The 23596-nt window shown below is 33.6% G+C and carries 21 protein-coding genes; 20 read left to right on the plus strand and 1 reads right to left on the minus strand.

Going from position 1 to position 23596, the window contains the following annotated elements; translation table 11 throughout:
- Nucleotides 1-9: 9 nt before the first annotated feature.
- From EJN67_RS02565 to EJN67_RS02600, 8 genes are all read left to right on the plus strand, one after another.
- Nucleotides 10-699, plus strand: coding sequence for a response regulator transcription factor (locus EJN67_RS02565; RefSeq protein ID WP_129721896.1), 690 nt, complete (start codon nucleotides 10-12; stop codon nucleotides 697-699).
- Entirely contained in the window at nucleotides 686-2155 is a 1470-nt protein-coding gene (locus EJN67_RS02570; protein ID WP_129721899.1) for a sensor histidine kinase, read from the plus strand. Before EJN67_RS02565 ends, EJN67_RS02570 begins: the two co-directional genes overlap by 14 nt.
- 157 nt (nucleotides 2156-2312) lie before the next feature.
- Complete coding sequence (locus EJN67_RS02575) at nucleotides 2313-3329, plus strand: GerMN domain-containing protein (protein WP_165000688.1); 1017 nt, start codon at nucleotides 2313-2315, stop codon at nucleotides 3327-3329.
- Nucleotides 3330-3363: 34 nt separating this feature from the next.
- Nucleotides 3364-4896, plus strand: a complete 1533-nt coding sequence (locus EJN67_RS02580) for a GerMN domain-containing protein (RefSeq protein WP_129721905.1) — start codon at nucleotides 3364-3366, stop codon at nucleotides 4894-4896.
- Nucleotides 4897-5097: 201 nt separating this feature from the next.
- Nucleotides 5098-6165 carry a [FeFe] hydrogenase H-cluster radical SAM maturase HydE gene (gene hydE / locus EJN67_RS02585; protein WP_129721908.1) on the plus strand — a complete coding sequence of 356 codons (1068 nt, stop codon included), beginning with the start codon at nucleotides 5098-5100 and terminating at the stop codon, nucleotides 6163-6165.
- A 14-nt stretch (nucleotides 6166-6179) separates the two neighbouring features.
- Nucleotides 6180-6968, plus strand: a complete 789-nt coding sequence (locus tag EJN67_RS02590) for a DUF368 domain-containing protein (protein WP_165000689.1) — start codon at nucleotides 6180-6182, stop codon at nucleotides 6966-6968.
- Between the two features lie 108 nt (nucleotides 6969-7076).
- Nucleotides 7077-8183 carry a hypothetical protein gene (locus EJN67_RS02595; RefSeq protein ID WP_129721914.1) on the plus strand — a complete coding sequence of 369 codons (1107 nt, stop codon included), beginning with the start codon at nucleotides 7077-7079 and terminating at the stop codon, nucleotides 8181-8183.
- 57 nt (nucleotides 8184-8240) lie between these two features.
- On the plus strand, nucleotides 8241-9062 hold the full coding sequence (locus EJN67_RS02600) for an endonuclease/exonuclease/phosphatase family protein (RefSeq protein ID WP_129721917.1): 822 nt from the start codon (nucleotides 8241-8243) through the stop codon (nucleotides 9060-9062).
- Nucleotides 9063-9130: 68 nt separating this feature from the next.
- On the opposite strand, the gene EJN67_RS02605 is transcribed toward EJN67_RS02600, so the two are convergent.
- Nucleotides 9131-10492: a peptidoglycan-binding domain-containing protein gene (locus EJN67_RS02605; protein WP_129721920.1), complete on the minus strand. Its 1362-nt coding sequence runs from the start codon at nucleotides 10490-10492 to the stop codon at nucleotides 9131-9133.
- Between the two features lie 184 nt (nucleotides 10493-10676).
- On the opposite strand from EJN67_RS02605, the gene EJN67_RS02610 reads away from it, so the two are divergent.
- The 12 genes from EJN67_RS02610 to hflX all read left to right on the plus strand — a co-directional run bounded on the left by EJN67_RS02610 (nucleotide 10677) and on the right by hflX (nucleotide 23564).
- Nucleotides 10677-12359: an ABC-ATPase domain-containing protein gene (locus tag EJN67_RS02610; protein ID WP_129721923.1), complete on the plus strand. Its 1683-nt coding sequence runs from the start codon at nucleotides 10677-10679 to the stop codon at nucleotides 12357-12359.
- A 63-nt stretch (nucleotides 12360-12422) separates the two neighbouring features.
- On the plus strand, nucleotides 12423-14246 hold the full coding sequence (typA, locus tag EJN67_RS02615) for a translational GTPase TypA (protein ID WP_129721926.1): 1824 nt from the start codon (nucleotides 12423-12425) through the stop codon (nucleotides 14244-14246).
- A gap of 112 nt (nucleotides 14247-14358) precedes the next feature.
- On the plus strand, nucleotides 14359-14778 hold the full coding sequence (locus tag EJN67_RS02620; RefSeq protein ID WP_129721928.1) for an ATP-binding protein: 420 nt from the start codon (nucleotides 14359-14361) through the stop codon (nucleotides 14776-14778).
- Nucleotides 14779-14904: 126 nt separating this feature from the next.
- The gene (thrC, locus tag EJN67_RS02625) at nucleotides 14905-16413 is read left to right on the plus strand and encodes a threonine synthase (protein ID WP_129721931.1); all 1509 of its coding nucleotides are present in this window, start codon (nucleotides 14905-14907) and stop codon (nucleotides 16411-16413) included.
- Between the two features lie 5 nt (nucleotides 16414-16418).
- A complete protein-coding gene (locus EJN67_RS02630) occupies nucleotides 16419-17993 on the plus strand; it encodes an NAD+ synthase (RefSeq protein WP_165000690.1) in 1575 nt (524 codons plus the stop codon).
- A gap of 24 nt (nucleotides 17994-18017) precedes the next feature.
- The gene (locus EJN67_RS02635) at nucleotides 18018-18356 is read left to right on the plus strand and encodes an STAS domain-containing protein (protein WP_165000691.1); all 339 of its coding nucleotides are present in this window, start codon (nucleotides 18018-18020) and stop codon (nucleotides 18354-18356) included.
- Between the two features lie 196 nt (nucleotides 18357-18552).
- Nucleotides 18553-18774: a spore coat associated protein CotJA gene (locus EJN67_RS02640; RefSeq protein WP_129721941.1), complete on the plus strand. Its 222-nt coding sequence runs from the start codon at nucleotides 18553-18555 to the stop codon at nucleotides 18772-18774.
- Entirely contained in the window at nucleotides 18767-19033 is a 267-nt protein-coding gene (locus EJN67_RS02645; protein WP_129721944.1) for a spore coat protein CotJB, read from the plus strand. The genes EJN67_RS02640 and EJN67_RS02645 overlap by 8 nt, the downstream gene beginning before the upstream one ends.
- Nucleotide 19034: 1 nt before the next feature.
- Complete coding sequence (locus tag EJN67_RS02650) at nucleotides 19035-19607, plus strand: manganese catalase family protein (RefSeq protein ID WP_129721947.1); 573 nt, start codon at nucleotides 19035-19037, stop codon at nucleotides 19605-19607.
- A gap of 108 nt (nucleotides 19608-19715) precedes the next feature.
- The gene (locus tag EJN67_RS02655; protein ID WP_243641211.1) at nucleotides 19716-20498 is read left to right on the plus strand and encodes a L,D-transpeptidase family protein; all 783 of its coding nucleotides are present in this window, start codon (nucleotides 19716-19718) and stop codon (nucleotides 20496-20498) included.
- Nucleotides 20499-20618: 120 nt separating this feature from the next.
- Nucleotides 20619-22319 carry a DNA polymerase/3'-5' exonuclease PolX gene (polX, locus tag EJN67_RS02660; protein ID WP_129721953.1) on the plus strand — a complete coding sequence of 567 codons (1701 nt, stop codon included), beginning with the start codon at nucleotides 20619-20621 and terminating at the stop codon, nucleotides 22317-22319.
- Nucleotides 22320-22331: 12 nt separating this feature from the next.
- Nucleotides 22332-23564 carry a GTPase HflX gene (gene hflX, locus EJN67_RS02665; protein ID WP_129721956.1) on the plus strand — a complete coding sequence of 411 codons (1233 nt, stop codon included), beginning with the start codon at nucleotides 22332-22334 and terminating at the stop codon, nucleotides 23562-23564.
- Nucleotides 23565-23596 lie beyond the last annotated feature (32 nt).

The following is a 23596-nucleotide window of genomic DNA, read 5'->3' on the forward strand; positions in this document are numbered from 1 at the left end:
GTGATGGGGATGCAAAAAAATATACTTATAGTAGATGATGAACCGGCTATTGTAAAGGGTTTAAAGTTTACCCTAGAACAAGACGGATACAAGATCGATGCAGCCTATGATGGTGAAGAAGCTATAGATAAGTTTAATAGTGGGGATTATGATCTGATTATATTAGATGTTATGCTGCCTAAGGTAAATGGATTAACGGTATTGCAGAAGGTTAGGGAAAAGTCATCCATACCTGTTATAATGCTTACAGCAAAGGGCGAAGATATGGATAAAATTTTAGGTTTAGAGTATGGTGCCGATGACTATCTAACTAAGCCATTTAATATATTAGAGCTTAAGGCAAGGGTAAAGGCTATCTTCCGAAGGATAAATAATTCAAAAGAAGAGGAGCAAGATGATGTTGTACAAATAAAGGATATGATTGTAAATCTAGCTAATCGTACAGTGGACATAGATGGCCAAGAAGTGAACTTAACCGCAAAGGAATTTGACCTTCTACAGCTTTTTGTAACTAATCCTGGAAAGGTGTTTAGTAGAGAAAGTTTGCTTGAAAATGTATGGAGGTATGATTATCTGGGGGATCTAAGGACTGTAGATGTTCATATTAGAAGGCTGAGAGAAAAAGTAGAAAAGAATCCAAGTCAGCCACAATATATATTTACCAAATGGGGAGTGGGATATTACTTTGCCGATAAATAGGAGTTTTTTCTCCAGCCTTCGCTGGAAGATTGCTTTGGCATATCTAGTAATTATAGGCGTAGGATTTATAATTATTAATGTTTCTGTAATGGAAATATTTGAAAAGGATATGTTGAATGATAGAAAAGCGAGTTTTCAAAAATATGCTATTGAGGTGGCGCAGTCCGTATCAAAAGGTTATTTTAATGCTGAGCCCGATGTTATATATGATATTCAGGAGTTAGGAGAAGAAATTACTCGAAAAGAAGGGGAATCTACTAGGATTCTTGTGCTTAATGCAAATGGAATAGTAGATTATGATTCATATAATGATATAGGACCTTCAAGTCTTTTAAAACAAGATTTAAAAAAATATTTGCCCGAGCTAGAACAGGTACTTAGTGGAAGTTCTATAGATGCAAAGGATTTATATATAATAGGGGAAAATCCTTCTGTAAAAAAAAGGGTTTTATATTCTTATGCGCCAATTAGCTATGAAAATTATGGAGTAATAGGCATGGTATTTATATCTTCTTCCCTTTCTAGTTTAGAAGAGCTATTGATGCGTACTAGGAATATGTTAAATCTATACTCCATAATTATTAGTATATCGATAATTATATTGAGTTTTGTCATTTCGAGTTTTATAACACAGCCTATTAATGAATTGACTAATGTAATAAACAAGATGAGTCAAGGACATTTAGATCAAAGGGTCGATATAAGGGGAAGCGCAGAACTCAAACAATTAGGAGAGGCTTTTAATATAATGAGCGAAAAGCTGGAAAGCCTTGACAAAACAAGAAATGAGTTTGTTTCTAATGCTTCCCACGAACTAAAAACCCCCCTAAGTTCCATAAAGGTATTAACAGAATCCCTTTTACAGATGAATCCTCCAGATCCAGATATTTACACTGAATTTTTAAATGATATAAACAATGAGATTGATAGGTTAAATGCAATAATTACCGATCTTCTCACATTGGTGCGGATGGACAGTGGAGAGGCATCTATTAAGAAAGAGGATATAGATATTAAAGAATTAGTGCAAAAAAGCACTAAAGGTTTACAATTGCTTGCTAAAAAGCGTGATATAGACCTGGAGGTATTTTATGATGACAACGATTTGCTGATTGAAGGAGAACCAGTGAAGATACAACAGGTTATTACAAATATAGTGGATAATGCAATAAAATATACCCCTGAGGGGGGAAGGGTATGGATAGATGTATATAGGGGACTGGATAAAGCTATAATAAAAGTGGCAGATACTGGAGTAGGCATACCCCAAGAGGATCTAACTCATATTTTTGATCGATTTTTTAGAGTAGATAAAGCAAGATCTCGGGTTACTGGAGGAACAGGGCTAGGTTTATCTATTGCTCATAAAATTGTACTTTCCCATGGAGGAAATATACATGTAAGCAGCACGGAAGGTAAAGGAACTACATTTTATATTGAATTGCCATTAAAATAGCGTATTATTCACTAAATTGTTAAGCTTACTTAAAAGTTTCGTAAAAGTCTTACGCTATAATATGTCTATTGAGAATATGGGTATGGTAGGCATGTTAAAAATATGAAGTTGATGGATGTTCAATATTCTTATATTATATAAAAGTTTAGGTGTGATTATGAAGAAAAAATTAGTATTTTTTATTACTTTAATATTTATATTATACGTATTTACTGGTTGTACCTATTTTAATCAACCATCAATATTTGGCAAAAAGGATAAGGATATAAAGCCAAATACTGATGATATTAAAGGGAAGGGTATAGATCCAGATCCAAAACCGATAGAAGTAAATATTATGTTATATTTCAAGCATCAGACTGCGGATCTTTTGGTTCCTGAAGAAAGAAAAGTCCAAAAAGATAAGCAATCTATTGAGCAGCTTGTAGTAGAAGAACTACTAAAAGGGCCAAGAAAATTTGAAAGAGTTTTAGTAATGCCACAGGATGTAAAAATATTGGATGTTACTAGAAAAGGTAATACGGTATTTGTCAATCTAAGCAGCGAATTTAAAAAAACTGTAGATCTATCCATAATACCAGGCAAGGAGAATATACCAAAAGAAGAAGAAGTTAAAACATTAGCTGAAATGAAAAGATTGGCAATTTATTCCATAGTTAATTCTCTGACTGATTTGGAAGGTGGATTGCAGGTAAAAATATTAGTAGATAATAAGCAACTAACATACGAAGAAATGGGAGCAGAACTTTTACTAGAAGGTCAACCATCTATAGATAAAAAGACTCCCATGACTGCAATAAGTAGGGAAAAAAAGTTTATACTAAATCCATCTGATGCTGTAAAATATGTTATTGAAGGTTTGTCAGGCAAACCAAATTGGGATTTAGTATACCCGTTTTTAGCTACAAAGATGGCAGATGACAGTACTCTACCTAAATTAGATGAGTTAAAAAGGTTGACTTCAGCAGTTGGAGTAACCATTGAATCAGAGGAAAATCCCATTAATCAGGAAGAGATAAAACCAAATGGTAGTACCGCATTTGTTACTGCCAGCTATACTATAAAATATCCAAACGGTAAAAAAGAAGTAAAAGATAAAGATGTTATAACTGTCGTTAGAGAAGAAGGTATATGGAAGGTGAGATTGCCTGAGTTTTTTGTTAAGTTTGAGTGATGAAAGTTTGAGAAGGACAGGAGGCGAGAGTGCTATGAAAAAAAGTGGGTTGATACTTATTTTAGTATTGATGATATTGATCTCTAGCGGATGTGGACATAGTGTACCCCCTGATGAAACTAACGATAATATGGGCACTCGAGAAAATAAAAATAAGATAATATTAAAAGATAAGGCTTCCGACCGGACGGAATATTCGGCACAGAACATAGAAGATCAAGACGATAATATGCAGAGTGTGAATGTTACTTTGTATTTTTTAGATAATGAAAAGAAAAGTTTAGTATCAGAATCGAAACAGTTAACTATGGGAAATTCTGATCAACTAATTTCTAAAACTATACAATCCCTTATATTAGGGCCTAAATCACCGAAATTAGCAGGCGTATTACCAAAAAATGTAGTTATAGAGCATGTGGAGCTCTGCGAAGATACTGTAACCGTTGATTTTTCTGCAGAATTTTTACAATCTCCTAATTTGCTGGCATCAAGAGTAGCCTTGGTGAATACATTGACAGATTTAGACGGAGTTCAATATGTCAAAATATGCGTTGAGGGACAAGAATTGACTGCCAATGGCAAAAAAGATGGCCCAGCTTTGGGGCTATTATCAAAGTATACAAACAGCTTAGAAGAGGTAGCTGCGCAAGAAACAAATATGATGAATAGCGAAGATATAAGGGAAGTTGAATCTGAAATATATTTTAAAGATGCTGAAGGCAGATACTTGTTACCAGAGATTCGGCCCATATCAATAAAAAATAAGGAATATGCAAAAGCCATTGTGGATTCTTTAATAAAAGGTCCTTCTAGTCCTAATTCAGGTCTATATCCTACCATTTCTAGCGATGTACAACTTCTTGATATAAAGTTAGTAAAGGCACAAAAAGAGGATGAAAAAGATGGGCTTGAATTATATTTTTCAAAAGAGTTTAAGAAAAGTTTTCCTGGAGGTTCTTCTTCGGAATTAACTGCATTAGGTTCTATTGTGTATAGCTTGACCAGTTTACCGAACGTGGAATGGATCCAAATATACTATGAAGATGGTAAAGATAATTTTACCAATAAACCCATAGGCAATATGGATTTGACTAGACCGCTTAAACGAGATGACTTTGGAGATATACTTGGTAGAAGGATAAAGGTATATTTTAGCGATAAGGATTCAAAATATCTCGTGACGGAGTATAGAGCTATAGGGAAAAATGACAAGGCTATTGCAAGACATATTATAGAAGAACTAATAAAAGGACCTGTGAATAATACGGCACATATGAGTGTAATACCTAAGGATGTAAAGGCAAAGGATATTAATGTATGGGTGTCTGGTCAAACTATTATAGTAGATTTGCCTGCAGCGTTTAATGAGAAGGAACTAGAAGGCGGAAAAGATATAATGTCTTTTTATGCTATTGTAAATTCTCTTACTGATCCTGTAAATACTAAAGGCATTAAACAGGTTCAATTTCTTGTTGAAGGTAAGAAAATAGAAAATTTCAAAAATACGACACTGAATGATCCTTTTGTTAGAAATCCAGCTCTTATAAATGAGGATGTGTCACAATAAAAATATAAAAAAGCCTGTAAATGAAGAATATTATTTCTTCTTCATTTACAGGCTTTTTTTAATAAGTTATATACAAGCAATGTTTTTTACTATCTATTGAGAAATAAAATAGCAAATGGTATAATTATATGGATTATTATCAATGGTGTTTTTTAATCATAGTGATTAAGAAAATTTATACGCAATATAAAGGGAGATATTATGAAAGATGTAAGAAATATTATTGATAAGCTCTATGAAAATCATTATTTATCAGGAGATGAACTTATATATTTACTTGATAATGCAATGAATATTCATGTGCAGAACTATTTATATGCTAAAGCACGTGAAACGCGGAAAAAATATTATGGAAACAGAGTGTACATGAGAGGACTTGTTGAATTTACTAATCATTGCAAAAATAATTGCGTCTATTGTGGCATACGTGCTTTGAATAAAAATGTTCAAAGATATAGATTATCTGTTGAATCCATAATTTCTACATGCAAAATTGGATATAATCTAGGTTATAGAACGTTTGTACTCCAGGGTGGTGAAGATAGATATTATGATGATGAAATGATTGTAGACATTGTAAGGCAACTTAAGAAACAGTTTCCTGATTGTGCTATCACTCTTTCTATAGGTGAAAGAACCTATGATGCTTATAAGAAATATTATGAAGCTGGAGCTGATAGGTATCTTTTACGCCATGAAACTGCTTCTAGATCACTCTATGAATTTCTTCATCCAAATTTAAGCTTTGAAAACAGGATAGAATGTTTATGGGATTTAAAGGAAATAGGATATCAAGTAGGAGCAGGCTTTATGGTAGGTCTTCCTAAACAAACAAATAAAAATTATACGGAAGATTTACTTTTTTTAAAGAATTTGAACCCGCATATGGTCGGAATAGGACCATTTATTCCCCATAAGGATACACCACTTGCCAATGAAAAAGGCGGTACCCTTGAAATGACTTTAGTATTGTTGTCAATTGTAAGACTTCTTTTGCCAGAAGTATTATTACCAGCTACTACTGCATTAGGTACAATAGATATAAGCGGCAGAGAAATGGGATTAAAAGCAGGTGCCAATGTGGTTATGCCCAATCTTACCCCCATAGAAGTAAGGGACAAATATGAACTTTATAATGGTAAAATATGTACGGGAGAAGAAGCTGCTGAATGCAGAAAATGCATTGAAGACAGGATAATAAGTGCAGGCTTTACCGTTGATATGTCCAGAGGAGATAATGTTTTGTGGAATAGGGGAGATATCAAATAGTTAAGATGGATGTATTGAAAAATATTTTTATAGGTATGATCATGGGAATATCCAATATTATTCCAGGAATAAGTGGCGGAACAATGGCGGTTCTATTAGGTATATATGATGTATTGATTAAATCAATCGGTAATTTTTCTATAGATTGGAGAAATAACCTATGGTTTTTACTACAGATAGGAATAGGGGCTTTGGCAGGCTTTTTTATATTTAGTAAGTTAGTATCATTCCTGATTTCTGAATATGAGGTTTATGCTAATTATTTTTTTATTGGACTAATTTTGGGAAGTTGTCCTATGATTTATAAAAAGGCAGTGGTAGACAAATGGAATATAAAATATTTTTTGGTGTTTTTGTGCTTTTTAGTATTGCAAATTATTATCTTTGTTTTGAACATATCCGAATCTGAGCATTTTATCATAAGGTTTATTACGTGGAAATATTATATATATATATTCTCTGGGGGTATTATTAGTGCAATTGCAATGATTATTCCTGGTATAAGTGGTTCACTCTCTTTAGTTGTAATTGGTCTTTATTCCACTGTTATTACAGCTCTGGCAGAATGGAATATAACTCTTTTATTACCATTTGCAATTGGATCTGTTATAGGGCTTTTTGTTGGTTCTAAACTAATTTCAAGATGGTTGCAAGAGCATCCTCAAGTTACATATTTATCTATACTAGGTCTAGTATTAGGTTCTATAATATATATTTTTCCAGGATTCTCTGTCGGAGGGCAGTTTTTTATATCTATTCTATGCGCAATAATCGGATTTTTTATTGCATATTTTTTAGGCTAGAATTAATATGCTATGAAATGCACAAAAAAGATTTTTTTACATAAACTATATAGATACCAGTTGCATGGGATGGACTGGGTGTTATGATCAGATCAGGAGGTAGATTTTATGTGTACTCAAGGAATAACAAGGAAGATGTTTTTGGGTTCAAATAGCTACAAGGGATTTGTATCTTTATTTGATTATATTTTGCCTAAAGAGGCAAATAAAATATTCTTTATAAAGGGTGGCCCAGGTGTTGGCAAATCTACATTCATGAAGAATATAGGAAATGATATGCTTAAGCGCGGCTATGATATTGAAGAACATTATTGTTCGTCGGATAGCTTGTCATTGGATGGTATAAGTATACCTTCACTAGGTGTAGCACTAGTTGATGGTACATATCCCCATATCCAAGATCCTAAATGTCCAGGTATAACGGGTGAAATAGTAAATTTGGCTGAATTTTTGGATAATGAAAAGTTGGTTTCTCATAAAAGTGATATAATAGCCCTTAACAAAGATATTTCTAGATGTTTTAAAATTGCATATAGTCGCCTAGCTCAAGCAAAGATACTATACGATGAATGGGAAAGTTATATAGATGAAGCTATGGATCGTCGTATGTTCAATAAAATATTAAATGATGTTATACATATTTTAGATATTAAAAGAGATGTGCCAGAAGATGTATTTTTTGAACCTAGACATGTGTTTGCATCATCTATAAGTCCCCAAGGTATAAAAGACTATATTCCTAGCTTGATAGACGAAAATATGGATCTTTTAATGCTTGACTCTCAACCGGGAATAGGACAAAAAATCATGATCTATATTTCTCAAATGTACAGTTCTAGGGGGTTCTATATGGAATGTTTTCATTCTCCATTTAATCCTGAGCATTTAGATATGCTGATAATACCACAAATAAATAAAGCTATAATAAATAATTGGGGTCCTTTTAAATATGACAACTTAGAAGATAAGACTAGATATAGAATAGATGTTGATGTTTTACTCAAATCTGATGTTTTGAAGCAATACCAAGATGAGTTAAAATACGTTAAACAAGCTTTTAAAGATTTGATTGAGCAATCAATATATTATATAGGTAAGGCAAAGGCAAAACATGATGATTTAGAACATTATTATATAGATGCTATGAATTTTGAGAAAACGCTAATCAAGCAAAATCAAGTATTAGATGATATATTGAAAAAGGCGGTGATTTAGATTTATAATATAGATAGATTTTAGCAAATGATGAATAATTTATGGAGGTCATATTTTATGGATTTTGAAGAACTAATTAGAATAATGAGTTTTAATATTAGATACCGCAATGAATGGGATGATGAGAGAAACAGTTGGGATAATAGAATGCAAAAGGTAACAGATATGATAAGGTTTCATCATACAGATATTGCCGGGTTGCAAGAGGTTTTGATAGATCAACTCAATGATATTGAAAAACAACTTCCATGCTATCAATGGGTAGGAGTAGGAAGGGACGATGGAGCTGAAGAAGGTGAGTTTGCTCCTATATTTTTTAGGAGAGATATATTTTCTCTGTTGGGTAATGGCTTTTTTTGGTTGTCTGAAACGCCGGATATTCCAGGTAGTATAGGTTGGGATGCAGCGTGTATTAGAATTACTACTTGGGTGAAGTTATTGGATAGACGAACCAATACGGAGTTTTTCGTTTTTAATGCACATTTTGATCATGTAGGGAAAATAGCTATGGAGAAGAGTGCTTATCTGTTATTAGATAGGATAGACAAAATAGCAGAAAAATCTCCAGTGATAGTTACTGGAGATTTTAATAATACAGAGGACAGTGAAGTATATAAGATTTTAACAGCTATAGGAGATGCTAGATTGGTTGATAGTAAGTATGTTTCTTTGTATCCGCATCATGGGCCCAATTTTACATTCCATGAATTTAAGGCATTGGATATATTAAAAAGCGAAAATGAAGATTTAAAGCAGACAATTGATTTTATATTTATAAAAAATAATATAAAAGTTTTACAACATGGTACTTTATCTGATACGTGGGATGGAATTTTTCCATCGGATCATATGCCAGTTTTAGCTGATATAAAATTTTAATATTTTTTTAATATTTTATAGTATAAACCTGCTAGTATCTATAGATACTAGCAGGTTTATACTATAAGTCAATATGAATTAAAAGCCTTATAGACCATGGCCTGATGTTCCCCATCAATTTTGTTTGATTGATGTACTTTACTTCCTAGAAAATGTACACAAAATTGACCATTAAATTCGTTATTGTATATAGTCTGACTGCCGTGTGGCATGCCATTCATAGAAGCAGCTATTTTTAATCCTGATGCTGTTTCTATTATTATGGCACGACGAGACCAGCTCCAATTACCACCATAAATTTCTTTCATAATATATGTATCTTGGGAAGTGAGTGGTTCTACGTCTGCATGTAGAATTCCTCCCATACGGTATATGCTAAAAGTTTTTCCAGTGTCTACATCTTTTATTTTAGCAGTAGAACCTCTAGGGAAAAGCTTGTCTACTTTATCCCAATGGAGCATTTGTATTTGGCTTGCAGGGATATTATCATTACTTTCCATTTTGTCTGATGCATTATTATCTGTTCTGTCTGAACCTCTAGATGTAGTAGATTTTGCATTTAATGCAGATACTGTATGAGGACCAACTATGCCATCGGCCGCAATACCTACAGAACTTTGGAATTGTTTAACAGCTTGTCCGGTTTTAGATCCGAAGATATCATCTATATTACCTATTAAAAAACCTTTTTCTTTTAAGATTGTTTGAAGCGTTTTAACGTCATTTCCCACCAAACCACTTTTTAGAAGTCTAGAAGGCTTAAAATCTGAATCTTGTCCTTTATTTGAAGAATCCGTATTTTTATTTGGCATTTCTTTTTTATTTGTATTATCCGACCTGTCTGAGCCTCTGGATGTGGTGGATGTTGTATTTAATGCAGATGCTGTATGAGGGCCAACTATGCCATCGGCCGCAATACCTACAGAACTTTGGAATTGTTTAACAGCTTGTTCGGTTTTAGATCCGAAGATACCATCTATATTACCTATTAAAAAACCTTTTTCTTTTAAGATTGTTTGAAGCGTTTTAACGTCATTTCCCACTAAACCACTTTTCAATAATTGGACTGGCTTAAAAACCGAATCTTGTCCATTGTTGGATACAGGTTTTTGTGAAGAAATATTATCTATACCATATAAAATAGCCATAGTTTTAGGTCCTGCTATACCGTCTGGATTTAATCCTTTACTTTTTTGAAAAGAGATAACAGCATCTTTGGTTATAAGTCCATAGTATCCTGTGAATTCATGGTATTTAAAGAGTCCTAATTCCTTAAGTTGCTTTTGCAATTTTACTACTTCTGTTCCTTTATCACCTAGTCTGAGTATTTGAGGAGATGCAGCTAAAGCGGTATTCGAGCATAATAACATCCCAGATATTCCCAATATAGTTATAGCCGTTGCACATTTTTTATTATATGAACCCCCCATCCAAACTCCCCCTTTAAATAATATACCTATATTTTAATGCAAATATTTACAATAATCAAGGGTAAAATACACTATCGGTATTTTTAAGATAAAATTACATAAAAAATGAAGTGCTTTTAGTAAAAAGCTTTTTTATTTGTGCTATAATCTATAATTGTAATCTAAACCTAGGAGGATTGTTGTTTTGAATAAAGCCAAGGATTTAATGAATATGTTGTCCACTATAGACGGGAAAGGATATAAAAGTTATAAACTGCTAGAGGGTGAGTATATGTTTGAAAAATATACTCTTTGCATTGATCATGTTCAACCTGATCCATATGCTCCTCCATCGAAACTCAGAATGGTAGTACCTCAAAGTTATGCTAATTTTCCAAAATATTTAATAGATAAGCAGTGTAAAAAGGTAGGAGTAATAGATTTCTTAACAAGAAATTTTCAATATAATATAGCTAGATTTTGTCCTAAGTACCTATTTATAGATAGATGCGGCCAAGAGATACTCTATAGGACATCTGTATATATAGATGAACAACGGGTAGAAGTAAGGTTTGAAATGGGAATGCCAGCTGCAGGACGGAGAATTTTAGGTGAAAAAGCAAAACAAATATTCTTCAAGTATTTGCCAGATATTATGCAATCGTCACTTGTATATAAAAACATAGATAGTGAAGCTTTGAAACGGCAAATTAATCTTATGGAAGATAACGAAGTGTTGCGAGATGAGTTGCAAAGACTAGGCCTTTGTGCGTTTATAGCAAATGGTTCGATACTTCCGAGGGAGAGTGGTACATCTGATAAGCCATTACCTATCAATAAGGGGGCAAAGCCTTTTAAAAGCCCTAAATCCCTTGAGGTGTCCATAAAACTTCCCCATAAAGGGCGTATAAGTGGTATGGGTATTCCTAAAGGTATTACCCTTATTGTCGGTGGAGGATATCACGGCAAATCAACTCTGCTTAAGGCATTGGAAAAATGCATATATCCTCATATAGAAGGAGATGGTCGTGAGTATGTGGTTAGCTTGGACAGTGCCGTAAAAATACGGTCTGAGGATGGTAGAAGAATTCATAATACGGATATATCTCCATTTATAAACAATTTACCAAATGGGGTGGATACCCGTAAATTTTGTACTCAAAATGCGAGCGGCAGTACATCACAGGCAGCCAATATAATGGAGGCACTAGAGGCGGGAGCAAAATTATTACTCATAGATGAAGATACTAGTGCGACCAATTTTATGGTACGGGATGCCAAAATGAAAAAACTCATTAGTCCAGACAAAGAGCCTATTACTCCATTTATAGACAAGGTACGATCCTTGTATGTTCAACATGATATATCTACTATTTTGGTAATAGGTGGTGTAGGAGATTATTTTGATGTTGCCGATAATGTTATAATGATGGATGAATATATACCAAGGAATGTTACTGATGAGGCTAAAAAAATAGCAAACGATAAAGATATTAGTATAAATATACAGGCAGTTAATACCTTTGGTCAATTGCCAAATAGGGTTTTGTGTAACCAAAGTGAGTGTCTAAAGAAATGTGATATAAGAACAAAAGGCTTAAATACAATGACTTATAACAAGGATAAAATAGATTTATCACATGTGGAACAATTGATAGACAGCAGCCAGACTAATTGCATAGCTATGTTGGTAAGATATATATTAGTTAATATTGCAGATGATCATAAAACCCTATCAGAGGCCTTAGATGTTGCATATGATATAATCAAAAAAAGAGGTCTGGATAATATTTCACCATATAAGGGTAATCCAGGCAGAATGGCATTGCCCAGGAAATATGAAGTAGCGGCAGCATTAAACAGATGGCCTGATAGAATTTTTTATTGATAGATATGTATGTATATGTTAAAATTTTAACTGGCTTTAAAGAAGGAAAGGATGAAAAAATAGATGAATATAACTAGAAATGATATACGTAATATAGCCATAATTGCCCATGTTGATCATGGTAAAACTACCTTGGTAGACCAGATGTTAAAAAAGAGTGGCATATTCCGTGCAAACCAACAGGTTGAGGATCGTGTTATGGATTCCAACGAATTGGAACGGGAACGGGGAATTACCATACTTTCTAAAAACACATCAGTGTGGTATAAAGATGTAAAAATAAATATTATAGATACGCCTGGACATGCTGATTTTGGTGGTGAGGTCGAGCGTGTACTGAAAATGGTAGATGGAGTAGTATTATTGGTAGATGCGTTCGAAGGTCCTATGCCTCAAACAAGGTTTGTTCTTAAAAAAGCTCTAGAATTAGGTCTTCCGGTTATAGTAGTTATAAATAAGATGGACAAACCTGATGCTAGGCCTGAAGAGGTTATTGATGAGGTTTTAGAGCTATTGATAGATTTAGATGCAGATGAAAGTCAACTGGACTGTCCTTTCGTATTTGCTTCATCGAAACAAGGATTGGCATCTTTAAGTGCAGATGATTTAGGAAAAGATCTGCAGCCATTATTTGATACTATAGTACAACATATACCTGCACCTGTTGGTGATAAGGATGCTCCTTTTCAAATGTTGGTTTCTACTATTGATTATAATGAATATGTAGGTAGGATTGCCATTGGAGAGGTAGGAAGAGGAAGTGTCAAATTGGGGCAGGAAGCCATTCTGTGCAATATGAAGGGGAAAGAAGAAAAGGTACAGATAACTAATCTATATCAATTTGAAGGGCTCAAAAGAGTGCAGGTAGAGAATGCTACCGTAGGGGATATAATAGCAGTATCTGGAGTGGAAGGTATAAGCATAGGTGATACAATATGTGATGTAGATCATGTGGAACCGCTTCATTTTGTTCATATATCAGAACCTACTATTTCGATGCAATTTTTGGTAAATAACAGTCCTTTTGCAGGACAAGAGGGTACTTATGTTACTTCTAGAAATTTACGTGACCGCTTGTTTAAAGAGCTTAAGACAGATGTAAGTCTTAGGGTAGAGGAAACTGATTCTCCGGATACATTTAACGTATCTGGAAGAGGAGAATTGCACTTATCCATATTAATAGAGACCATGCGTAGACAGGGATATGAATTCCAGGTATCAAAGCCTACAGTTATATACAAGGAAATCGATGGAAAAAAATGCGAACCTATGGAGAAGGTGATGATAGATGTACCTGATGAATTTACAGGTACTGTTATCGAAAAACTAGGAAGACGTAAGGGAGAACTTCTTAGTATGGTGAACACAAAGGGCGGGCGTGTAAGGTTGGAATTTTCTATTCCATCGCGAGGTCTTTTCGGTTATAGATCTGAATTTATGACCGATACTAAAGGGCAGGGTATATTGAATGCAATATTTGATGGATACCAGCCCTATAAAGGGGAGATACCTACACGTCAACAAGGAGCATTAGTGGCTTTTGAATCAGGTGAATCTATTACCTATGGGCTCTATAATGCCCAAGAGAGAGGAACTTTATTTATAGAACCTGGTACAAGAGTATATCAAGGGATGGTAGTAGGCCGGAATAGTCGCCCAGGTGATATAGATGTAAATGTATGTAAGAAAAAGCATGTTAGTAACATGAGAGCAGCAGGTTCTGACGAAACTTTGAGGCTAGTTACTCCCAGAAAACTCACTCTTGAGGAAGCTATAGAGTTTATAAATGATGATGAATTGGTAGAAATAACTCCTAAAAGTATACGACTTAGAAAATCTATATTGGATACTGCACAACGTAAGAAATTGCAGAGTAAAAAAGCATAAAAATAATTTAATAATATTAGATTTGTCTGTGTTTTTTTGCTGGTAAGATTTAGCCCCATATGATATAATAAATTTAGCAACCTTTAAAAATATTTTATGGGAGGCGGTCAACTTGATAAAGTTACTTATAGGTCAGAAAGGCACAGGCAAATCAAAAGCTATGATTGAGATGGCTAATAATTCGGCGCAAAAGAGGAATGGAGATGTCATCTTTATTGATGGTGATAGCCGATATACCATGACGCTGGATCGAAGCATTAGGTTTATTGACATAAGCGAATTTGGTATAAAGGATATAAACGTTTTTTATGGCTTCTTATCAGGCATTGTTGCTCAAAATTATGATATCGACTTCATATATGTAGATGGTTTTTTAGAGATGAAGGACGAGGAGCAAATGCAAGATATAGAAGCCTTTTTGCTTAATATTGAAAAACTATCTAAAAAATTCCATGTAAAGATTACTTTATCCATATCTGGAGATCCTATGAATGTACCTGTCTCCTTTGAGAAATATATGATAGATTTTTGATTAAGGACGGACAAAGGTAGAGCCAAGGGATTTCCTTGGCTTTAATTTTGCTTTACTTTAAGTTGACGTCTTCCATATTGCCAATGTATAATGTATAAAAAATGGTATTAGGATGTGAAATATAATATGATTTATGAAAGTACAAGGGATAAAGATAATAAGGTTTCTTCTATGGAGGCTATAAAACAGGGAATATCCCCAGAAGGCGGGCTATATGTTCCTGAATACATACCAAATATAGATGGCAAACTGCTTAAAGACATGGTAGAGATGAATTATAGGGAAAAAGCTATTAAAATACTTAGCATGTATCTTGATGATTATGACAAAGTAGATATTAATAGATGCGTAGACAAGGCTTATAGCAAAATTAAGTTTGATTCAGAAGATATAGCGCCAATTGAGCCTGTTGGAGACAATCTATTTGCGCTGGAATTATGGCATGGCCCTACCTGCGCATTTAAAGATATAGCTTTGCAGCTTTTACCACACCTTATGACTACTGCTGTACAAAGAACAAATGAACAAAATAAATTAGCCATATTAACGGCAACTTCCGGAGATACTGGTACTGCTGCACTAAGTGGATTTAGTGATGTAAAAAATACTTATATAGTTGTATTTTATCCCCAGGATGGTGTAAGTGCAATCCAGAAGATGCAAATGATAACCCAGCCAGGTTTGAATACCCATGTAATAGGAATACAGGGTAATTTTGATGATGCACAGTCCGGTGTTAAATCTATATTTACAAATAAAAAAATAAGATCTAGTATGGAGCACTTAGGATATAGATTATCTTCTGCAAATTCTATTAATTGGGGAAGATTGGTACCTCAGATAATATACTATTTTTCATCATATTTAGATATGGTGAAACACGGATGGATAATATATGGGCAGCCAATAAACGTTGTAGTGCCGACAGGGAATTTTGGAAATATTTTAGCTGCTTATTATGCCAAAAGTATGGGTTTACCTATAAATAAGCTTATATGTGCATCAAATACCAATAATGTTTTAACCGAATTTATTAATACTGGTAGATATGATGTGCAGCGTAAATTTCATAAAACAATATCTCCATCGATGGATATATTGATATCTAGTAATTTGGAACGTTTGCTTTTTGAGATATCAGGGAGAAATACTGAATATATACAAAGGTATATGCAGAAACTTAAAGAAGATAAAGTCTATAAGATAGACGATAATATTTTAAGCAGCATAAAAAACGTATTCTGGGCGGGATATGCAACAGAAGAACAAACTATCGGTTCTATAAAACAAGTATATGAAAAATATGGTTATGTAATGGATCCCCATACTGCTGTTGGATATTATGTTTATGATGAATACAAAAAAATTACGGGAGATTCAACCAAGACAATTATAGCATGTACTGCAAGCCCGTTTAAATTTTGCAAACCAGTATTAAATGCCATTCTTGGTAGCCAAGCATTAGAACAAAATGGAAACGAATTCGATATGTTAGAAAAATTATCTCAAGTATCAGGTAGCTCTATTCCGTGTTCACTAATAAACTTGAAGGATAAACAGATAATACATAAAGATATATGTGAAAAATATCAGATGGAGAGTAAAATATTAAGTATTTTTAAAAGGATGGGGTGATAGATTTGAAAATTGCTATTGGACAAATAAATACAAAAGTAGGTGATATAGCTGGGAATTTGTCTATTATAAAGCATTATATTGATATAGTAAAGCAAAAAGAATGCGATTTAGTAGTATTTCCTGAATTAGCTTTAACAGGCTATACACCTAAGGATTTATTATTTCAATCTAGCTTTATAGATTGTGTTTCAAAGGCTGTTGGCGAATTAATTTCATATACTGACGGCATTTCAGCCATAATATCAGTTCCTATATATGGAGAAAACAACTGCCTTTTAAATGCAACCTTTTTAATACAGGATAGAAGAATAATTCATACAATATATAAAGAACGATTATCAAAATATGGAGATTATTATGAAAAAAGATATTTTCATGCCTATTCAAAATCTCAACAGCATGTTATCAATTTTATGGGTAAAAAGATAGCTATAATACCTGGACTACTAGAGGATATGGATTGTAGAGCAGATATAGTAATAAACATATCGTCATTGCCATACTATAGGGGTAAATTTGATGAACAGGTTAATTACTATAAAAGATATACTTGTAATAAACAGTGTACTCTTATATATATAAATGGGGTAGGGGGCAATGATGAGCTTATATTTGATGGTAATTCATCTGTGTTTCAAGATGGACATATGATCATAAAAGCTGGACTATTTGAAGAAGATATTATATTTTATGATACTAGAGAAATTTATAATAATATAGATTCGGTTGAAGAAGATATACAATGGGCATATAATTCCCTGATATTAGGACTTAGAGATTATTGCAAAAAGAATAAAATAGGGAAGATAGTATTGGGTTTGAGCGGGGGTATAGATTCTGCCGTTAATGCATGCATAGCGGCTGAAGCTATAGGTTCAAAGAATGTATTGGGTGTATCTATGCCATCTAGGTATTCTTCCATGCATAGTAAGCAGGATGCTGAGCAACTTGCAAAAAACTTAGACATTGAATATAGAGTAATACCAATAGAAGATGTATTTATGAAATATTTGTATATTTTCAACACAAGTGGGAAATTATCTCAAGATATAGCAGAGGAAAACATTCAGGCTCGTATACGCGGAAATATTTTAATGTTTATATCCAATAGAGAAGGCAGATTGCTAATTTCATCAGAAAATAAATCGGAAACATATGTTGGTTATTCTACATTATATGGTGATATGTGTGGGGGTTTATCAGTAATAGCTGATATTTTTAAGAAGGATGTATATAGAATAGCTAAATATATAAATATGGAAGAGGAGATAATACCAAATAATATATTAATAAAAGAACCATCAGCTGAGCTAAAAGAAAATCAAAAAGATAATGACGCTCTACCACCTTATGATGTATTGGATAATGTTTTATATATGTATTTGGAGAATAATGATCAAATTGATACTATAATAAATAGTGGCATTAACAGAAATACTGTTTATAATATAATAGATATGGTATATAAAAGTGAATATAAGCGCAGGCAATCTGCTCCTGCTTTAAAAGTTTCCAAATCATCTGTTATGGCTAATAAATATATGCCTATAGCACATGAATGGAAGAATAATAACTAATTTATTTATATGGGGGGAATGTTCATGCAGATATATCGAGAAGGCAGCACTGTATTCATTAAACCTAAAGATGAGATATCATTTTCAACAGTTATTTTGGTAAAAAATAAGATATATGATTTTTTAAATGCTGACGATAAAGTGATTGAATTGGATCTTTCAGATGTAGAATTTATGGATAGTGCAGGACTTGGAATGCTTATTTCATTGGTGAAGATTATGAAAGCTCGAGGAGGTAAATTGGTAGTTGCCTATCCCCAGCTTGGTGTACAAAAGTTATTGGAAATGACTAAGATGGATTCAATAATGGATATAAGGAAGACCCCTGAGCAAACAACAGGCAGTTGGAAAGATTTTGATTAAAGTGTTATACATTTTTGTATGACACTTTTTGTTATTCTTGTTATTTCTATTTTGCAAGAGAATTAAAAATAATATATTAAAACAAGACGGCATTGTGGCCTTTTAATGGCTTTTAATGCCGTCTTGTTTTTGTAACGTTTATATGCATTACGAATAATATAAATTAAAGATATTTATATATGAAAGGAGAATATGCATGAATTACGATTATTCTGTTTATAATTACGGACAGTGCATACCAAGGCCGCAGCCGAGACCATATATGCCAAATGGTGAATTGGCAAGGGCATATATACCATATCAACAATATACAAGAAGTTTTTCACCAATGGAAGCTCTTAAACATGGTACTATGTTTCCAGAATTGGTGAGACCATATAAGGATTATAGGTATGAGGGGGCTAATCATTATGTGTAGGAATGATCTTCTTAATCAAATAAGGGCTATAGAATTCATGACAGTTGATTTAAATCTATATTTAAATACACATCCAGAGGATAGGCGAGCTATAAATGAATATAATAACTATACTCGTCAGCTTATGATGTTAAAAGCCGAGTATGAACGCATATATGGCCCTTTGACGAATTTTGGATACTCTCAAAGTCAGTATCCATGGAGATGGATAAATGATCCCTGGCCATGGGAACAAGATTATTGGATGGAGGAGTGTTAATATGTGGGTGTATGAAAAAAAACTACAATATCCTGTCAGGATAAAGAATCCCAATCCTGAAATGGCAAAGTACGTAATTTCTCAGTATGGTGGTCCGGATGGTGAATTAGCTGCTTCACTGAGATACTTGTCTCAAAGATATAGTATGCCTATTCCCGAAGCAAAAGCGACATTAAATGATATAGGTACCGAAGAATTGGCCCACTTTGAAATGGTAGGTTCTATGGTTTATCAATTAATGAAAGGCGCATCTCCAGAAGAGATAAAAGCGGCAGGTGCGGGAGCTTATTTTGCTGATCATGATAGTGCAGTATATCCTAGTACAGGTACAGGGGTACCATTTACAGCAGCTTATATACAGTCAAAAGGTGATCCTATAGCTGATTTACATGAAGATTTAGCTGCAGAGGAAAAGGCTAGAGCAACCTATGAAAATCTTCTAAAGCTAGCAGATGATCCAGATGTAATAGAACCTTTGAAATTTTTGAGAGAGAGAGAAATTGTCCATTTTCAGCGATTTGGAGAGGTATTAGAAAAAGTACAGGAACATATGAATAGCAAAAAATATTTTTGATTAGATAAAATTTGGGGCTACGAATGGTAGCCCCTTTAATGAGGTGATTCTATCGTGTATGCAAGCAGATATTTACGGATATCTGATCCTTTAATGGAAGGAATTGATGTGCGAAATGTTCAAGAACGTCTTAAAGAGTTAGGATATTATAATGGAGATATAACATCAATATATGATAAAGAAACAGCAGAAGCGGTTAGAAATTTTCAATTAGCAAATGGTCTTATTGGCGATGGAATAGTTGGTCCTATTACATGGAATGCTATAGGGTTAAGTGCTGAAAGTCTTGAATATTTTGATACACAATATAATATAACTGTAGATTTGTCAAAACGTGAGCTTATATTAAAAGAGGGGGAACAAATATTAAAAACTTATCCTGTAGCAGTCGGGAAGCCTTCTACTCCTACACCTGTGGGTAATTGGAGAATAATACAAAAAACGGTAAACCCAGGAGGAGCTTTTGGTGCCAGATGGATGAGACTTAATATTTCATGGGGAGGTTATGGTATTCATGGAACAAATGATCCTGAATCTATAGGTAAAGCAGTAAGCCACGGTTGTGTAAGAATGTACAACGAAGATGTGATAGAGCTTTATGATATAGTGCCTTTAGGCACTGAAGTGAATATATTGGGAAGTGTTTTTACTGGACGAATTCTTTATTTAGGTGTAGAGAATGGCTCAGACATTGCCCAGCTGCAGGAAATTTTACGCAGAATAGGATATTATAATGGTTCCATAGATGGAATATATGGTGAAGGAACAAGAAATGCTGTTATGGACTTCCAGCGAGATTATGGGTTGATAGCAGATGGTGTAGTAGGTGTTAATACCTATGATGCTTTGGAAAAGGCAAACGATACTTTACTAAACGATATGCAGCCATGAACGATAATATATAGCACTTCTGTAATAATCCAGAAGTGCTTTTCACATTTTGGTTAATTTTATATTTGTGGTTTATAATATAGATATCTAGTAGAATAATAGCAAAGGAGGGGATAGGTTGTGGATAAAAAAGAGGTATCCGTAGTTTTAGAGGAGATTGCTCTTTTGTTAGAAATGAAAGGAGACAATCCGTTTAAAATACGTGCTTATACAAATGCTGCCCGTAGTATAGAATTACTAGATCAAGATATAGAAGAGCTAGTTGCAAAAGGTAGGCTAGGGGAAATAAAGGGAATTGGTAAGGCGCTTCAAGAAAAGATAGAGGAATTGGTGACAACAGGTACTTTAAAGTATTATGAAGATTTGAAACAATCTTTTCCTAAAGGTTTATTTGAACTTCTCAAAATACCTGGTTTAGGACCCAAAAGGGTAAAAATAATCTATGATAATTTAGGTATAACAACTTTGGAAGAATTGGAGTATGCATGTAATGAGAATAGATTAGCAGGTTTACCTGGATTTGGATATAAGACTCAGGAAAATATATTGAATGGTATAGAGAATTTTAAAGAATATAAGGATAAATTTTTATTTTCTGAGGCTTATAGAGAAGCTGAGATATTGATTGAATACTTAAAGACTTGCGAATTTGTAGACTATATTGATATTGCAGGAAGCTTGAGACGTAAAAAAGAAATAATAAAGGATATAGACATATTGGTTGGCAGTGATCATGGAGAAAAAGTGATGGACTTTTTTGTAAACTTTACTCATATAAAAGAAGTTGTAGCAAAAGGAACTACAAAAACCAGTTTAAGACTTGAAAGTGGAATAGCCGTTGACCTAAGAGTGGTAAGTACAAAACAATATCCATATGCGCTTCATCATTTTACAGGTAGCAAGGAGCATAATACTGCTATGCGCCATTATGCAAAGCAAAAGAATATAAAGATGAATGAATATGGACTTTTTAATGTGAGCGATAATAGTTTGATATTATGTTATTCTGAAGAAGATATATTTAGTACATTAGGCATGCAATATATTCCACCTGAGATAAGAGAAAATACTGGTGAAATAGAGATAGCGTTAAAAAATCAATTACCTGACTTTGTAATTTTTGACGATATAATTGGAATATTGCATGTGCATAGCAATTATAGTGATGGTAGATGTGCGATTTCTGAACTGGCTGAGTATGCTTATAAGCTAGGATATAAATATATAGGTATATCCGACCATAGCAAGTCTGCCTCTTATGCTCATGGACTTAATGAAGAGGATATAATGCAACAGCATGAAGAGATCGATAGGTTGAATAAAAAATTTAGTCATTTTAAGATATTAAAAGGAATCGAAGTAGATATACTAAAAAATGGTAGTTTAGATTATAATACTGAAGTATTAGAAAGTTTTGATTTTGTAATAGCATCTGTACATTCAAATTTCTCTATGAATAAAGAAGAGATGACAGAAAGAATTTTAAAGGCAATGGACAACCCATATGTTACAATATTAGGACATCCTACTGGCAGACTTTTACTATCTCGTCCTGCATATGAAATAGAAATGGAAAAGGTATTTCAAAAAGCATTAGAAAATGGTGTAGCTATAGAGATAAATGCCAATCCACATCGTCTTGATTTAGATTGGCGTTGGTGCCGAAGAGCAAAAGATTTAGGAATAAAATTTGCTATATGTCCAGATACCCATGATTTGGAAGGATTTTCTCATATGCAGTATGGTGTAGGTATTGCTAGAAAAGGTTGGTTGGAAAAAGGAGATATTATAAATTGCTATGGAGTAGACAATTTCATTTAAGGGGGACAGAGTATGCAGAGTGATTTAATTAAGGAGAGGGCTATTTTAGTAGGAATAGATGTTCAGGGTATGGGAGAAGCATTACTTGAAGAATTGGACCAGTTGGCAGATACTGCTGGAGCCGAAGTGGTTTTTAAAATGGTGCAAAACAGGAATAAGCCAGATGTAGCTACTTATATAGGAAAAGGGAAGGCAGAAGAATTATCTCAAGCGGTAAAATCTTTTGACGCCCATCTTATTATTTGTGATGATGAGTTATCTCCCACCCAAATACGCAATTTAGAGCATATAACAGGCATAAGGGTTATAGATAGGACTTCTGTTATATTGGATATCTTTGCTCAAAGGGCCATATCTAGAGAAGGTAAATTGCAGGTAGAACTGGCACAGTTAAAATATAGGTTACCTAGACTAACAGGGAAAGGCATAGAGCTTTCAAGACTGGGAGGGGGTATAGGAACTAGGGGACCGGGAGAAAAAAAGCTAGAAACGGATAGGAGATATATAAGACAACGCATATATGAGATAGAGAAGGAGCTTAAAAAAGTACAAAAAAGGCGGGAACTTGCGCGGAATAAAAGAAAAAAGAATATGATTCCTGTAATTGCATTAGTGGGATATACCAATGCAGGAAAAAGCACGCTAATGAACATCTTAACAAATTCAGAAGTGTTAGTGGAAGATAAACTATTTGCTACTCTTGATCCCACTGCTCGAAAAATAGTGTTACCTAATAATCAAAACGTTGTATTAGTAGATACTGTTGGGTTTATAAATAAACTACCCCATCAATTAGTAGATGCATTTAAGGCTACGCTGGAAGAAGTGATATTCGCTGATGTGCTTTTACATATAGTGGATATGAGTTCACCTCATATGTTAGAACAGATAGAGTTAGTAAATAATGTATTAAATTCATTAGGCGCACATCAGCCAATTATAATGGTATATAATAAAATAGATAAAGTGAATAGTCTTATACCATTACCTGCTATAAAGCCGCAAGTAAGCATATCTGCCAAGACAGGGGCAGGAATAGATTTACTTCTAAAAGAGATAGAGAATAATATATCTATTGATTATCATCATATTTGTCTATGTATACCTTATGATGAGGCAAATGTTTTGTCTAAATTACATGATGAAGCCAAGGTAATAAATCAGGAATATAGGGCGAGTGGAATATATTTAGAGGTATATGTAGATGATATTACATATAACCAATTGAAGGGTTTTGAAGTTTAACTTATCAAAGTAGAAAATGTGGGCACACTATA

Origin of the sequence: Xylanivirga thermophila (assembly GCF_004138105.1) — a bacterium.
GTDB classification, from domain to species: Bacteria; Bacillota; Clostridia; order Caldicoprobacterales; family Xylanivirgaceae; genus Xylanivirga; species Xylanivirga thermophila.

What these genes read in the sequence shown, in the direction of transcription:
- thrC (WP_129721931.1), top strand. Translation starts at nt 14,905, where the DNA reads ATGATTTATGAAAGTACAAGGGATAAAGATAATAAGGTTTCTTCTATG.
- hflX (WP_129721956.1), top strand. Translation starts at nt 22,332, where the DNA reads ATGCAGAGTGATTTAATTAAGGAGAGGGCTATTTTAGTAGGAATAGAT.
- EJN67_RS02650 (WP_129721947.1), top strand. Translation starts at nt 19,035, where the DNA reads ATGTGGGTGTATGAAAAAAAACTACAATATCCTGTCAGGATAAAGAAT.
- EJN67_RS02565 (WP_129721896.1), top strand. Translation starts at nt 10, where the DNA reads ATGCAAAAAAATATACTTATAGTAGATGATGAACCGGCTATTGTAAAG.
- typA (WP_129721926.1), top strand. Translation starts at nt 12,423, where the DNA reads ATGAATATAACTAGAAATGATATACGTAATATAGCCATAATTGCCCAT.
- EJN67_RS02640 (WP_129721941.1), top strand. Translation starts at nt 18,553, where the DNA reads ATGAATTACGATTATTCTGTTTATAATTACGGACAGTGCATACCAAGG.
- EJN67_RS02600 (WP_129721917.1), top strand. Translation starts at nt 8,241, where the DNA reads ATGGATTTTGAAGAACTAATTAGAATAATGAGTTTTAATATTAGATAC.
- EJN67_RS02580 (WP_129721905.1), top strand. Translation starts at nt 3,364, where the DNA reads ATGAAAAAAAGTGGGTTGATACTTATTTTAGTATTGATGATATTGATC.
- EJN67_RS02635 (WP_165000691.1), top strand. Translation starts at nt 18,018, where the DNA reads ATGCAGATATATCGAGAAGGCAGCACTGTATTCATTAAACCTAAAGAT.
- EJN67_RS02605 (WP_129721920.1), bottom strand. Translation starts at nt 10,492, where the DNA reads ATGGGGGGTTCATATAATAAAAAATGTGCAACGGCTATAACTATATTG.
- EJN67_RS02575 (WP_165000688.1), top strand. Translation starts at nt 2,313, where the DNA reads ATGAAGAAAAAATTAGTATTTTTTATTACTTTAATATTTATATTATAC.
- EJN67_RS02595 (WP_129721914.1), top strand. Translation starts at nt 7,077, where the DNA reads ATGTGTACTCAAGGAATAACAAGGAAGATGTTTTTGGGTTCAAATAGC.
- hydE (WP_129721908.1), top strand. Translation starts at nt 5,098, where the DNA reads ATGAAAGATGTAAGAAATATTATTGATAAGCTCTATGAAAATCATTAT.
- EJN67_RS02645 (WP_129721944.1), top strand. Translation starts at nt 18,767, where the DNA reads ATGTGTAGGAATGATCTTCTTAATCAAATAAGGGCTATAGAATTCATG.